This window comes from Streptococcus sp. SO4 (assembly GCF_030440055.1).
Lineage (GTDB): Bacteria > Bacillota > Bacilli > Lactobacillales > Streptococcaceae > Streptococcus > Streptococcus nidrosiense.
Genome location: NZ_JAQFJI010000005.1, coordinates 36,065 through 49,516, shown reverse-complemented (window position 1 = coordinate 49,516; position 13,452 = coordinate 36,065). Strand labels below are relative to the sequence as shown.

The 13,452-nt window shown below is 40.2% G+C and carries 13 protein-coding genes and 1 tRNA gene; 1 reads left to right on the top strand and 13 read right to left on the bottom strand.

Annotation, left to right across the window (positions count from 1 at the left end; translation table 11 throughout):
• Positions 1-5 precede the first annotated feature (5 nt).
• The 4 genes from PCY08_RS04140 to PCY08_RS04125 all read right to left on the bottom strand — a co-directional run bounded on the left by PCY08_RS04140 (position 6) and on the right by PCY08_RS04125 (position 5,549).
• A complete protein-coding gene (locus tag PCY08_RS04140) occupies positions 6-1,073 on the bottom strand; it encodes an ABC transporter ATP-binding protein (RefSeq protein WP_000589653.1) in 1,068 nt (355 codons plus the stop codon).
• Positions 1,074-1,081: 8 nt separating this feature from the next.
• Positions 1,082-2,008: an oligopeptide ABC transporter permease OppC gene (oppC, locus tag PCY08_RS04135; protein ID WP_075228298.1), complete on the bottom strand. Its 927-nt coding sequence runs from the start codon at positions 2,006-2,008 to the stop codon at positions 1,082-1,084.
• Positions 2,008-3,504: an ABC transporter permease gene (locus PCY08_RS04130; RefSeq protein WP_301559506.1), complete on the bottom strand. Its 1,497-nt coding sequence runs from the start codon at positions 3,502-3,504 to the stop codon at positions 2,008-2,010. The genes oppC and PCY08_RS04130 overlap by 1 nt, the downstream gene beginning before the upstream one ends.
• Positions 3,505-3,569: 65 nt before the next feature.
• A complete protein-coding gene (locus PCY08_RS04125) occupies positions 3,570-5,549 on the bottom strand; it encodes a peptide ABC transporter substrate-binding protein (protein WP_045762691.1) in 1,980 nt (659 codons plus the stop codon).
• 182 nt (positions 5,550-5,731) lie between these two features.
• On the opposite strand from PCY08_RS04125, the gene PCY08_RS04120 reads away from it, so the two are divergent.
• Positions 5,732-5,802, top strand: a tRNA-Cys gene (locus PCY08_RS04120).
• A gap of 111 nt (positions 5,803-5,913) precedes the next feature.
• Here PCY08_RS04120 and PCY08_RS04115 read toward each other — a convergent pair.
• The 9 genes from PCY08_RS04115 to asnA all read right to left on the bottom strand — a co-directional run bounded on the left by PCY08_RS04115 (position 5,914) and on the right by asnA (position 13,409).
• A complete protein-coding gene (locus PCY08_RS04115) occupies positions 5,914-7,245 on the bottom strand; it encodes a hemolysin family protein (protein ID WP_301559505.1) in 1,332 nt (443 codons plus the stop codon).
• A 255-nt stretch (positions 7,246-7,500) separates the two neighbouring features.
• The gene (locus tag PCY08_RS04110) at positions 7,501-8,331 is read right to left on the bottom strand and encodes a DNA/RNA non-specific endonuclease (protein ID WP_301559504.1); all 831 of its coding nucleotides are present in this window, start codon (positions 8,329-8,331) and stop codon (positions 7,501-7,503) included.
• Between the two features lie 206 nt (positions 8,332-8,537).
• Positions 8,538-8,732 carry a DNA-directed RNA polymerase subunit beta gene (locus tag PCY08_RS04105; RefSeq protein WP_080980079.1) on the bottom strand — a complete coding sequence of 65 codons (195 nt, stop codon included), beginning with the start codon at positions 8,730-8,732 and terminating at the stop codon, positions 8,538-8,540.
• On the bottom strand, positions 8,719-10,005 hold the full coding sequence (murA, locus tag PCY08_RS04100) for a UDP-N-acetylglucosamine 1-carboxyvinyltransferase (RefSeq protein ID WP_301559503.1): 1,287 nt from the start codon (positions 10,003-10,005) through the stop codon (positions 8,719-8,721). The genes PCY08_RS04105 and murA overlap by 14 nt, the downstream gene beginning before the upstream one ends.
• Before the next feature lie 25 nt (positions 10,006-10,030).
• On the bottom strand, positions 10,031-10,261 hold the full coding sequence (locus PCY08_RS04095; RefSeq protein ID WP_000615324.1) for a DUF1146 family protein: 231 nt from the start codon (positions 10,259-10,261) through the stop codon (positions 10,031-10,033).
• Between the two features lie 56 nt (positions 10,262-10,317).
• On the bottom strand, positions 10,318-11,355 hold the full coding sequence (locus PCY08_RS04090; RefSeq protein WP_000730763.1) for a SepM family pheromone-processing serine protease: 1,038 nt from the start codon (positions 11,353-11,355) through the stop codon (positions 10,318-10,320).
• Positions 11,339-11,827: a pantetheine-phosphate adenylyltransferase gene (coaD, locus tag PCY08_RS04085; RefSeq protein ID WP_301559502.1), complete on the bottom strand. Its 489-nt coding sequence runs from the start codon at positions 11,825-11,827 to the stop codon at positions 11,339-11,341. Before coaD ends, PCY08_RS04090 begins: the two co-directional genes overlap by 17 nt.
• Entirely contained in the window at positions 11,817-12,356 is a 540-nt protein-coding gene (gene rsmD / locus PCY08_RS04080; RefSeq protein ID WP_301559501.1) for a 16S rRNA (guanine(966)-N(2))-methyltransferase RsmD, read from the bottom strand. Before rsmD ends, coaD begins: the two co-directional genes overlap by 11 nt.
• A 60-nt stretch (positions 12,357-12,416) precedes the next feature.
• On the bottom strand, positions 12,417-13,409 hold the full coding sequence (asnA, locus tag PCY08_RS04075; protein ID WP_045762699.1) for an aspartate--ammonia ligase: 993 nt from the start codon (positions 13,407-13,409) through the stop codon (positions 12,417-12,419).
• Positions 13,410-13,452 lie beyond the last annotated feature (43 nt).

Here is a 13,452-nt window from a genome sequence, read left to right as displayed (position 1 = left end):
TCCTCCTAGTCCTCAAGATGAGCAAAGCCCATCTTTTCACGAATTTTATCGTGTAAGTCTTCAATCACTGCTGGTTTTGAAACTTTTGGAGCCTGTTCATGAAGCAACCATGTTTTCGCCCAATGAGTATCTGATACTGCAAACTGTGGAGCTTTTTCTTCGAAATCAATCTTCATCGCATAGTCTGAACGAAGAGCAAAAGCATCTCCCTTCAATTCAGTATAAAGCGATGGAGGTGTTCCAGGGATTGAGTACAATTCACCTTTGTCATCCGCAAGTTGAGGCAAGCTTGACAAGAGGCTCCATGTATATGGGTGACGTGGGTCGTAGAAGATTTCTTCAACAGTACCATACTCGACGATTTCACCAGCATACATAACTGCAACTTTATCAGCGATACTTGCTACGACACCTAGGTCGTGAGTGATGAAGATTGTTGTAAAGTGGTATTCGTGTTGAAGTGATTTCAACAAGTCAATGATCTGTGCTTGAATGGTCACATCAAGAGCTGTTGTCGGCTCATCACAGATAAGAATGTCTGGACGACAAGCAAGAGCAATCGCGATAACGATACGTTGACGCATTCCTCCAGAATACTGGAATGGGTATTCATCAAAACGTCTCTCAGCATCCGGGATACCAACCTTGTTCATATAGTCGATAGCCATCTCTTTAGCTTCTTGAGCTGTCTTGCCTTGGTGTTTAATAATAACTTCTGTGATTTGACTTCCGATTGTCTTGATAGGGTCTAGACTGGTCATCGGATCTTGGAAGATAGTTGCAATCTTTGCACCACGAATACTTTCCCATTCTTTATGAGAAGATAAGGTTGTCAAATCTTGTCCACGGTAATTAATACTACCTTGTGCAATACGACCATTTTCTTCCAACATTCCTGTAAATGTTTTTGTCAAAACTGATTTACCTGAACCTGACTCCCCAACTAACGCAAGGACCTCTCCCTCAATCAAATCGATGGAGACACCTCGAATAGCTGTCAAAATCTTGTCACGAACATCAAATTCCACGACAATATCTTGAGCAGTCAAAATTACATTTTTTCCTTTTATCATGTCTACTCCTATCTATGTGTACGTGGATCACTAGCATCCGCTAGGTTTTGACCAACAACGAACAGTGACAAGGATACCAAGACCAAAGTTGTCAATGGAATCCAGAAGAGGTATGCATTGGTTGTTACGTTCTGAGAATAATCTGAAATCAAACGTCCCAAACTTGGTACTGTGATTGGCAATCCAAGTCCAAAGAATGAAAGGAAAGCTTCATATGAGATAAAGGCTGGAAGCATTTGCGACGTACTCGTAACAATAACAGATACCAATTGTGGCATAATGTTTTTCATAATAATTTTGTAACTTGGTGTTCCCAAGGTACGTGAAGCAAGGTTGTACTCTAAATCACGGTAACGTAACATTTGGATACGAATTGAATGGGCAACACCAATCCAAGTGGTTACACTCATGGCAAAGATCAAATTCCAGAAACCTGCACCGATAGAGTAAGTCAAAACAATAACGATCAAAAGTGATGGGATATTGTTGATAACGTTGTAGACCTCCATCATGATACGGTCAACTGATTTTGAGATCCCCCAAATTCCACCAATGACAACACCGATAAAAAGGTTGACAAAGGTCGCAATGACAGAAATCAAGATAGAGTTACGAGCTCCAAACCAGACACCATCAAAGAGAGATTTACCATTACTATCTGTACCAAACCAATGCTCAGCATTTGGCTTAATGTAACGAGCGCTAAAATCATTTACCTTACTTACATCATTGAAGTCAAAATCAGAGAACATTGGGTAAATGAAACTCATCAAAACAACCGCAATCAAGATACCTAGCATGATTACTGTTGATTTTTTCTTCAAAAACTGTCTAAAAACAGAACCCCAGTATGAATAGGCAGGAGCATCAATTGCTTCAGAGGCATAATCATCACGTTTTACAAACTGAAATTTTTCATTACTAATTGTAGACATTATTTGCCTCCTTTCTCTGTCAATTTAATACGTGGGTCAATAATAGTCATCCAAATATCTCCGATAAGGTTTGAGAAGATTGAAACACAAGTGAAGATAAAGACAAGACCAACTACCATATTATTGTTTGAAGCTTTTACAGAGTCAATCAACATTTTACCCATACCTGGGAAGGCGAAGACTGTTTCAGTAAGAGTTGCTCCACCAATAACACCAATAATTGAGCCTGGGATACCAGAAACAAGTGGTACCATAGCATTTTTAAAGATGTGCTTATCAGAAATCTCTTTCTCAGACAAACCTTTAGCACGAGCAAAACGAACGAAATCTTGTGATTGCAAGTCAATCATATAACGGCGAATCCAAATTGCCATAGTAGGTGCTCCTAGCAAGCCCAGAATCACTGCAGGAAGGACATAAGAACGCCAATCACCAGCACCCAAGATTGGGAATGAGTCTGGGAAGCCGATTGAAGAACCAATCAAACGAATAATATAAACTAGGGCAATCGTTGGAAGAGCCAACAAGAACGTTAAAGTCCCTGTTGCGAAACTATCGATCCAAGTGTTTTTGAAACGAGCCATTGCTGAACCAAGAGGAATCGCAATCGCATATGAAATCGCAAGACCAATCAAACCAGTGATAGCAGAACTTGCAATCATAGATGGGTACTGATAGTTGCTTTCAGTAGCTGTATATGGATCATCTTTACCGTAGTTCGCTACTTCACGAGCATCTGCTTGACTCGGAGATTTATAAGTTCTTGAGTAAATGTTAACTGATGATGTTTTCTTACCAGTTGGGAATTGAACTTCAGAAGTCTTCGTTTGTCCTTGTCCTTGTGTAATAACTTGAAGAACAGGAGTATTTGCATAAGTTGGATAAGAATCTCCTAGGTTCAAGTTGACAAAGTTTTGGTGAACAAATGGGAACTGACTATTGAAGTACAAGAGGTATTTGTGTTTAGTACCTGAACCCACAAGAGACCAACCGATAGCAGGGTCATTCTCAAAGCGCAAATAACGCTCTAAGTTAGGATTCTCAGGGTCTTGGATCTTGTTTGTATGGTCAATATCAAGCAAGTTTGCGTAGAATTTGAACACACGCTCAAAAATAGGAATTTCACGAGTAGCATAGAATTGACCGCTCTCTGTAAACTCACCTAGAGTCCAACCATTACCAAGTTGTTGGATATATTTTTCATAGATAGCTTTATTTGTATCATTTGCATCTACTGTAACAGAAGAGTCAATGCTACTAGCTTTTTCCTGCAACTCTTTCGTATCGTAATATTCGATATACCCCATACGCTCATAAACGGTATTTTCATAGTTATCACGTTTATCAGCTGTTGTTGCAATTTTATTGTAGTTAGTATCTTGTTTGAAGATCAACTTCCGTGGAACCATCGTATAGATGATTGTGTAAATCAAGGTCGTTACTAAGAAAATAGAAACCAACGACCGCAAGATACGCATAAAAACATATTTTTTCATATTATTTCCTTTAAAATCCCAAAAGAACCTTCTCCTTTAGGAGAGAAAGTTCTGATGAGCATTATTTATTTCACATGACTCGCTAACTCTTTTTGAGCTTTTTCGTTTGATTCAGCTTTTTCTTTGAGCCATTTTTCACGAGCTTCTTTGTACTCTTTGGTTGTTACAGTGTTTGCTTGCAATTGAAGATATTTGAAGTAAATATCTGAGCCTTTATCACCAGATTGAGTGTAAGATGCTGAGAATGGCACTACACGAGAAATAACTGGTGCTGCTCCTGTAGAAGACATAGCTGGAAGGAAGAGTGAGCTATCTGTCAACCAAGCTTGAGCTGCTGCATATTTCTCATAACGTTTGTTAAGATCGCTTGTTTCACTAGCTGCATCATCAACTAATTTGTCATAGTCTTTCAAGCCAACTTGAGCGACCGCTGGGTTTGATGGATTATCATAGCCCATGTAAGTCTTAGTTGTTTCACTGTTAGTAGATTTTAGGATATCAAGGTAAGTTGACGGATCTTCATAGTCTGGGTTCCATCCAACGGCACCTGAAAGATCCCAATCTTCTGCTGCTGCACTAGCTGCATAATATGTGACGTTTTGTAATTCATCTGTAGTGATTTGTTGGATATCGATGACTACATTATCTGTACCCAAAGCAGTCTCAACAGATTGTTTAAATGATTGGATACGAGCAATATAGTTTTTAGATGCTTGGTCAACCGGAATGTCCAAATGAATTGGGAATTTCACGCCGTCTGCTTCCAAAGTCTTCTTAGCTTTAGCCAATTCTGCTTTCGCTTTATCTACATTGTAAAGTCCATCTTGAGCATCTGCAAAGTTTACATCTTTCCATTCATCACCATAAGAAACGACCTTCTCAGTAACTAAGTCGCCAAATGTTTTTTCACCTGCAGAAACGAAGTCTGGTTTTACAAAAAGGTTACGAACAGCAAGTGCTGCTCCATCTTTACCATTAATCTGAGCCGAATATGAAGTGCGATCAAATGCAAAGTTCAAAGCTTGACGGAAATCTTTATTAAGAAGGGCTTTCTTAGTAGAAGTTTTTTCTTCGTCAGTTGTTTTTGAAGTATACTTATAGCTTTGACGGTCAATATTGACACCCAAACCAGCAATACCGGCTCCTTGTGGAGTATAGTAGATATTATCTTTATATGTTTCTGCTACTTTAGAATAGTTTGAGCTAGTAGGGTAGAGACGGGCATAGCTGTATGCACCACTTGTAAAGTTACGCTCGATTGATTCTTGATCCGAACCATCATAATAAGCAAGCGTTACAGTATCGATGTGAACATTGTCTTTATCCCAATACTGTTCATTCTTCGCAAACTCGATAGAAGACTTAGCTGTCAATCCTTTAAGCAAGAAAGGACCATTGTAAAGCAACGATGTTGGATCTGTCGCCTTACCAAAGTCTTTACCTTTTGATTTTTCAAACTCTGCGTTCAAAGGCCAGAAAATTCCGTAAGACAGTTTAGAGTTCCAGTATGGTTCTGGTTGGTTCAATGTATATTGAAGAGTGTAATCATCGACTGCTTTAACACCTACGGCAGAGAAGTCTGTGTTGTTTCCTGACAAGTAGTCAGCCAATCCTTTAACAGAATTTTGTGCTAGGTAAAGAGCGGCTGATTTATTGTCGGCTGCGTGTTTCAAACCTGTAACAAAGTCATTTGCAGTTACTTCTGCATATTCTTCACCATCAGATGTGAACCATTTTACACCTTTACGAATTTTATACGTGTATGTCAAACCATCTTGAGATACTGACCAATCTTCAGCGACTGCAGGAGTAAGGTTACCATACTTATCATTCGTAAAGAGTCCATCGATACCGTTTGAAGTGGCAACTTTTGTACTTTGTTTCCCAGAGATAAGGTAATCCAATGTTTCTGGGTCAGCAGTGTATACATAACCATATGCTTTTGGTGCTTCAGCATTTGATGATTTTGAAGAACCACAAGCTGCGAGAACGCCTGTTGCAAGTAGGGCAACCCCTGCTACCGCAAAAATCCGACTTTTTTTCATGTTTAGTTAACTCCTCTATTAAAATTAATGAGATACTGTTGATTATACCATAATCCCTTTCAAAAGTAAACGAATTTTCAGAATATTTTGTCGCATACCATCTGATAAGCAGGAAAACTTACATTTTCAGAAAAGAAACTATTGACGAGATTTAATTTAAAAGGTATAATAATAAAAGTTAAGGCGGTATAGCCAAGTGGTAAGGCACGGCTCTGCAAAAGCTTGATCGTCGGTTCAAATCCGTCTACCGCCTCTATATTATCGAAGACTCCCACAGGAGTCTTTTCTTTTTAACTACTAGAAAGCTTTATCAGTTTAACTACTAGAAAAGCTTTATCAGTTCTTCTCTGATAAAGCTTTTGTTTTATTCTGTTTCTTCTTCTGATTCGAGTTCTTGGATTTGAACCTTAAGCTTGGTTACACGTCCATTTTTGACCTTATCATTGGTTAGGGTGATATGCTTATTGCTACTTTCTAACTCATAGCTAAGTTTTTCTGATGTTGGAATAGTTCCCACACCAGTCAAATAGTAACCTGCAATCGTATCTACATCGTCACTTTCAAGTTCAACATCGAAATAACTATTGAAGTCGTTCAAGTTCATCGTACCTTGAACAATGTAGGTATTCTCACCAATAGTGTAAACATAAACCTCAGCACGGTCAGTTTCGTCGTCAATCTCACCGACAATCTCTTCAAGAAGATCCTCTAGCGTAACTAGACCAGCCATACCTCCATACTCATCCAGTAGGATAGCCATCTGTCTTTGAGTATTTCTCAACTCTTTTAATAAATCATCCACAAAAATGGTCTCAGGTACAAAGAGTGGATCTTGTAAGATTCGCTTCCAGACAATATTGTCAAAACCACTGGCAAAGGCTTCTTTAAGAAGACTCTTAGTATGAATCAATCCAATAACATTATCCTTATCTCCATCATAAACAGGAATACGAGAAAAATTCTGTTTTAAGATACTTTGGATAATGGTCTGAGTGTCATCTTGAATATCTACCATGAAAGCATCGGTTCGAGGAACCATGACTTCACGTGCCATGAGCTCATCTAGCGAGAAAATCCCTTGTAACATTTCAATTTCATCAGCATCCAAGGTTTCTTCACTCTTAGACAACATGTACTCAATCTCATCACGAGTCATTTTTTCATCTGCATCGTCAAATGTCATCGGTGTCAATTGACTCAAGAAATTAGTTGATGCTGAGAGCATCCAAACGAAGGGACTCACAATCTTACCAAGAGCAATAATAAACGGTACTGTTCGGATGGCCAAGGCATCCTTAAGATTTAGAGCAATTCGCTTTGGATAAAGCTCGCCAAAAACAATAGAAATATAGGTCAAGAAAGCTAATGATAAGAAGCTAGCTACCGCATAGGCAGTTTCGCTATTTCCCATCCAAGAGGCGATCAATTCCCCAAGTGAATCTGCTAGTTTAGCCCCTGACAAGATCGTGATTAAGGTGATACCAACTTGAATGGTTGATAAAAAGTGATTCGGGTTTTCAAGTACCTTTAGTAAACGGATATAGCGTTTATCCCCCTCCTCAGCTTTTTGCTCAACACGTGAACGACTAAGTGAAACCAAGGCCATTTCTGTTGCAGAGAAAAAGGCATTTAAAAAGGTCAAAACAACTAATAAAACAAATTGCAGTAACAAATCCTGACTGCTCGGGTCTTCCATTTTCCTTCTCCTAAAAAGTATAATTGAAACTATTATACCATATTTTCCAATTTCTACACATTAATTTTCAATTTCTATGATAAAGGGGCGTGGAACAAAGAGCTGAACCCCTAGTCTTGATGCTTTAGTTCCAGCCTTGTGAATTTTCAAAAAAGCTCTTTAAAAATCTGAAAAGAGGAAAATACAACCAATCGTGTCAACAGTTCATGACTAATAAAAAACGAGGTTGGGATTTTCCCTCAACCTCTTGATCAATTAGTTATTTTTTGTGACTGTGACTTCACCTGTTCGGTAATCTAACTGAATTCCCTTTTGGACATTTGGAATAACGACGTTAAACTCCAATTCTCCATCAGAGGACTTAGCTTCAATCTGGGATGCGGACGGCACCAAGTCTTCCTCAGACGCATAGAGCAACGTCACACGGTAACGCACTCGTTTGTTTTGATCTAGGGCTTTTCGAACCAAACTCTCATAGTAGTTTTGGCCTGTGGAATCTTCTGCACGCGCTTGGTTGGCCCAAGCTGTCTGTACGGCAATATTTTTAGGATTGCTGGTAGAAGCATCGAAGCCATCTAAGCCACCTATCAAGGCATAGCCTAACAAGTGTCCTCTATCGACCGCATGGTTATAGCTTCCTTTTAGATTCTTAACCTGATGCCAACCCGCAGGCGTCCAAGATGTTGAACCATTGCCAGTTTCTTCACGGTCCTTGTACTGCCTTGTTGCTTTTGACATGATTGCATTCGCTACTGTGGGAACTGTCTCTCCTCCTACCGTTTTTGTCTTGTTATCCGCATAGGGTTTACTTGAAACCTTGGCGTCTAGATTGGTTTTATTGTTATTGACGATAAAGGCTCCTGCGCCATTCCACTCTAGCGTGCCCTTGATTTGTTTTTTAACCGAATCTGTTAGGACACTTTCTGCCAGTTCTTGACTTGGAGTATCAGACGACTGTGATTTTTGTTTTACTTGTGTTTGTGGTGCAGTGTTGGAAGACTGCATTTGTTTAATATAGTAGCTTCCTGCTGACAAGAGCAAAAAGAGCAAGAGGCCAATTAGGGCCTGCCTTGTTTTTTTATTCATATTTTCTCCTTGTACTCTTCGAAAATCTCTTCAAACCACGTCAGCGTCCATCTGCAACCTCAAAGCAGTGCTTTGAGCTGACTTCGTCAGTTCTATCCACAACCTCAAAACTGTGTTTTGAGTAGCCTGCGGCTAGCTTCCTAGTTTGCTCTTTGATTTTCATTGAGTATTACATTCACTTCCTAGAAAAAGACTGGTCTCCCAGTCTATTTTCCTGTAAATTTTGCGATGAGTTCTTGCCATTTTGCTGGCGCTAAAATAGCCCAAGGATCTTGACCTTTTCCTAGAATACCATAGCCAATCATCAAACCAATAGCAAGAGCTAAGAATCCTAGTAGTAATACTACAATTACTAGGATAAAGCGACGTAAGACATATTTGGATTGTTTATTCATCTTCATCAGCTTCCACACTTACCCGTTCAATCTTAGCTCCTAACTGAGCTAATTTTTCATGAAAACGGTAGTAACCCCTATCTAAATGGACAAGCTTTCCTACAACTGTTTCGCCTTCAGCTACCAAGCCTGTCAAAATCAAGGCTGCACTGGCACGTAAGTCTGTCGATAGAACTTCTGCACCTTGGAGAGGCTGTCCTCCGACGATACGGGCTGTATCACGGATGATTTCAGAGTGCAAGCCCATACGACGCATTTCCTCTAAATGTTGGAAACGATTCTCAAATACAGTCTCTACCATGGTTGACTCACCTTGAGCAACGGTCATTAGAGCAGTGAACTGCGCTTGCATGTCTGTCGGGAATCCTGGATGTGGAAGTGTCTTAACGTGGACAGCCTTTAATTTTTCACGTTGAGAACGAATACGAATTCCTTCGTCCTCATCGATGACTTCAACACCCATTTCCTGTAATTTAGCAATCAAGGGACGATTGTGTTCCCAGATGGCATCTTGAATCAAGACATCTCCACCTGTAATGGCAGCTGCTACCATGAAGGTCCCTGCTTCGATACGGTCTTGCACAACATTGTGGGCCGCACCGTGTAGTTGCTCAACACCAGTAATCGTTACAGTTTCTGTTCCTGCCCCCTTGACCTTGGCACCCATTTTATTTAGGAGAACAGCCAAGTCTACAATCTCAGGTTCACGCGCAGCATTTTCAATGACTGTAACGCCGTTAGCAAGAGTTGCTGCCATCATCAAGTTTTGAGTAGCACCTACACTTGGGAAGTCCATGTAAATGTGAGCTCCGTGCAAGCGTTCTGCCTTAGCTTCGATATATCCTGCCGTTTGAGTAATTTGAGCCCCCATCGCTTCGAGTCCCTTTAGGTGAAGGTCGATAGGGCGACTACCGATAGTACAACCACCTGGCATCGAAACTTTAGCATGTCCTACACGAGCCAAGATTGGTCCCAATACTACAATAGAAGCACGCATCTTGCTGACATACTTATAGGGAGCTTCTTCGGTGATGTCTCCAGTAGCATCAACTTCAACAACATGTGCTTCTTGATCAAAGTCTACTTTCGCATTTAATCCACGAACCACCTGATTCATGGTAAAAACATCCGATAAAATAGGAACATTTTTTAAGACCGTTTTTCCTTCACTTGCTAAAATAGTTGCTGCAAGCAGTGGCAAAACTGCATTTTTTGCGCCCTCGATGGTAACACTTCCAACCAAACGATTATCGCCACCTTGAACTACAATTTTTTCCATAGAGTATTTTCCTTCACTTACAATTTTAGAATAGTGTTCTAACTGCTTCTTGCCAAAGTTGGTAGAGGTTCAGAAAAAAGGAACTAATCAGATATCCTAAACCAATACTACACAATACTACCAAGAGTCGAACCTTCTTCGCATTATCCTTTGTCACCTTCAAAATTTGATCCCATCTGACCAAATCTTTCAAGAGCTGAAAGACTAGGTAGACAAAAAACATATGACTACTAAGGGTAAAAAACAATTGAATCATTTGCCTATTATACCATCTTCTTTTTTTCTACGCTAGTTTAGGGATTCGCCTACTGTTTAGGGATTGTTTTTCAAATAGTCAATCGCATCTTGAAGCGTTTTGACTGGAACGATTTTCATGTCTGTTTTAATCATTTGAGCTGCTTCTAGAGCTGTGTCATAGTTACTCTTGGCATTTGGATTGGCCTTTTTAGCTTCCTCAGTTACTGGATTGTTAGGAGCAAAGAATACAGTAGCTCCCTTTTTAGCTGCAGCAACAACTTTTTTATCAATTCCGCCAATGTCACCTACGTTGCCATCTCTGTCGATACTTCCAGTACCCGCAATAATCCGTCCATTTCGAAGAGTAGGATCTGCAATTTGCGTGTAGATGGATAAACTAAACATCATCCCAGCACTAGGACCACCAATGCCAGCAGTTGAAAACTTGATTGGTACATCACTAGATACTTCTGTGCGGTCAATCAAACCGATTCCGATACCATTCTTCCCATTTTCCAGAGTAATGATCTTTCCTTCAGCAGTTTTGACTTTTCCATCCTCCTCATAAGTAACCTTAACCTGATCACCTAGAGTTTGAGAATTAACGTAGTCCACCATCTCTTTTGAACTCTCAAAAGTTTTATCATTGACAGCTGTTACGGTGTCAGCAATATTAAGAACTCCCTTGAAAGTCGAGTTATCTGTTACAGTCAAAACATAGACACCCAGATATTTGAGCTCTATTTCCTTACCAGCCGTCTTCAAACCTTGATATTTGGCCATGTTTTGCGAAGTTTCCATATAAAACTGGTTGATTCGCATAAATTCCGCATCTGATGAACCACCAGTCATCTCTTTGGCACTATGTATGTCCGTAAAAGGTGTTAGCCAAGCATAGACTAAGTCAACCAGTCTAGCGTGCTTAACTCCAACCGTCACAAATTGGTAGGAACCTTCCTCTTGGTCAGGTTGGTTATTAACTTGTAAGACCTTTCGAATATCTTCAGAAGTTCCTGGCACCTCGATATAATAAGGCAGGGGCACTGTAAAAGCGATAAAAGTGATAATGAGCCCAATAATGAGATATAAGGGCCATCTAGTTTTTTTCTTCATTGTTTAACTCCTCTAGAACAGCATTTGGTACATACCCGCTGATATCTTGACCAAATTTCAATAGTTCTCTCACAGCCGAAGAGCTGATGTATACATGCTCTGGGCGACTGTGGAGATAGATTGTTTCCATTTCTCCCGCTAGTTGATGGTTGTAAAAATCAAAACTAGCTTCATACTGAAGATCTGTTGCATTGCGCAAGCCACGCACCAAGACCTCTGCACCTAATCTTCTAGCAACATCAACGACTAATTCATCGTGAGAAGCTATGACTTGGACATTTTTGAGATGTGCTAGTGCTTTTTCAACAGTTTTCTTTCGGCTCTCTATCGGTAAAAATCCCGTTTTATGTGGATTATAAAAAATTCCCACATACAATTGATCAAAGAGCTTACTTGCACGCTCAATGAGATCCAAATGTCCATTGGTCATCGGATCAAAAGAACCTGTAAATAGCCCAATCTTATCTGACATAAACCGTCACCTTACTAATTCCATATATTTTTTCCTTCCAGATGCCCAAACAGGCGATTTCTTCTGGAAGTTCTACTGATTTATCGGTCTCGCAGACCACCATGACATCTTCTGAAAAAAGATTTCTCTCTACCATTTTTTCAATATCTGAAACGATTTGTTCTTTTGCATAGGGAGGATCTAAAAAAATTAGATCAAAGGCACCATCCACCTGCTCCAATGCACGACTGGATTCCATTTTCAATAATTGAAATTTAGAGGTTTCCTTAGTCATCCGAATATTTTCTGCGACAATACTCTGGGCCCTGCGATCTTTCTCAACCAGTACTGCACTGGACATTCCCCTTGAAACGGCCTCGATGGATAAACCACCGCTACCAGCATAAAGATCTAACACACGTCCACCTTCAAAGTAGGGACCAATCATATTAAAAATAGCGCCCCTGACCTTATCTGATGTCGGTCTAGTTGTTTTCCCGTCTAGCGTCTTTAACGGACGCCCTCCGTAGATTCCTGATACGATTTTCATACCGTATATTATACCAAATTCTTATCAAAAAAAGAAAATCGAACCTTACGGCTCGATTGATTAAAGAATATTTTCGTAAGTATCTCTCACTTCTTGAGGCCAAACACTGGTTTGAACTTCTCCGATATGCTTTTTACGAAGTAGGAACATAGCCATACGAGATTGGCCAATTCCTCCACCAATTGTCAATGGGAAGAGGCCGTTTAAGAGAGCTTTGTGCCACTCCAAAGAAAGGCGGTCTTCGTCTCCTGTGATAGCTACTTGGCGACGGAGGGTGTCTTCATCGACACGAATGCCCATTGAAGACAATTCAAAGGCTGCACCCAAGTTATCATTCCAAACAAGGATGTCCCCATTCAAGCCATGATAGCCATTTTCAGATTCGGTTGTCCAGTCATCATAGTCTGGTGCACGTCCGTCATGAGGTTTTCCATCTGACAATTCTCCACCGATACCAATTAGGAAGACCGCACCGAACTCCTTACAGATAGCATTTTCACGTTCTTTAGGTGTCAAGTCTGGGTAGCGTTCCACCAACTCTTCAGTATGGATAAAGGTAATTTGTTTAGGTAGAATTGACTCAATATCGTAGCGAGCTTCTACTGCTAACTCTGTCAAACGAATAGCCTTATAAATCTTTTCTACCGTTTCTTTAAGATAGGCAAGATTGCGCTGTCCGTTTGGAATAACTTTTTCCCAGTCCCACTGGTCTACATAGACTGAGTGAGTCGCATCTAGGGAATCTTCGTCTGGACGAAGAGCCTTCATGTGAACAAAGAGTCCTTCTCCCTCACCAAAACCAAAACGAGCCAAGGTATGGCGTTTCCACTTAGCAAGGGAATGCACCACTTCATAGGTTTCATCTGGGATTTGCAAAACCTTAACAGAAACTGGATGTTCAATCCCTGAAAGGTTATCCTGCATCCCATCCCCAACCTTACTCAAGATTGGTCCCTGCACTTCCACAACTTCTAATTTATCTTTCAAATACTGGGTAAAGGTATTTTTTACAAAGGAAATTTCTTCCTGTTGATGGATAAAACTTTTCTTCATATATCTCTCCTTTTGAATAATAAGATGATTATACTCTTTTACC

What these genes read in the sequence shown, in the direction of transcription:
- PCY08_RS04105 (WP_080980079.1), bottom strand. Translation starts at nt 8,732, where the DNA reads ATGAAGATGAATAAACAATCCAAATATGTCTTACGTCGCTTTATCCTA.
- PCY08_RS04090 (WP_000730763.1), bottom strand. Translation starts at nt 11,355, where the DNA reads ATGAAGAAAAAAACTAGATGGCCCTTATATCTCATTATTGGGCTCATT.
- PCY08_RS04095 (WP_000615324.1), bottom strand. Translation starts at nt 10,261, where the DNA reads ATGATTCAATTGTTTTTTACCCTTAGTAGTCATATGTTTTTTGTCTAC.
- rsmD (WP_301559501.1), bottom strand. Translation starts at nt 12,356, where the DNA reads ATGAAAATCGTATCAGGAATCTACGGAGGGCGTCCGTTAAAGACGCTA.
- asnA (WP_045762699.1), bottom strand. Translation starts at nt 13,409, where the DNA reads ATGAAGAAAAGTTTTATCCATCAACAGGAAGAAATTTCCTTTGTAAAA.
- oppC (WP_075228298.1), bottom strand. Translation starts at nt 2,008, where the DNA reads ATGTCTACAATTAGTAATGAAAAATTTCAGTTTGTAAAACGTGATGAT.
- PCY08_RS04110 (WP_301559504.1), bottom strand. Translation starts at nt 8,331, where the DNA reads ATGAATAAAAAAACAAGGCAGGCCCTAATTGGCCTCTTGCTCTTTTTG.
- PCY08_RS04130 (WP_301559506.1), bottom strand. Translation starts at nt 3,504, where the DNA reads ATGAAAAAATATGTTTTTATGCGTATCTTGCGGTCGTTGGTTTCTATT.
- coaD (WP_301559502.1), bottom strand. Translation starts at nt 11,827, where the DNA reads ATGTCAGATAAGATTGGGCTATTTACAGGTTCTTTTGATCCGATGACC.
- murA (WP_301559503.1), bottom strand. Translation starts at nt 10,005, where the DNA reads ATGGAAAAAATTGTAGTTCAAGGTGGCGATAATCGTTTGGTTGGAAGT.
- PCY08_RS04140 (WP_000589653.1), bottom strand. Translation starts at nt 1,073, where the DNA reads ATGATAAAAGGAAAAAATGTAATTTTGACTGCTCAAGATATTGTCGTG.
- PCY08_RS04115 (WP_301559505.1), bottom strand. Translation starts at nt 7,245, where the DNA reads ATGGAAGACCCGAGCAGTCAGGATTTGTTACTGCAATTTGTTTTATTA.
- PCY08_RS04125 (WP_045762691.1), bottom strand. Translation starts at nt 5,549, where the DNA reads ATGAAAAAAAGTCGGATTTTTGCGGTAGCAGGGGTTGCCCTACTTGCA.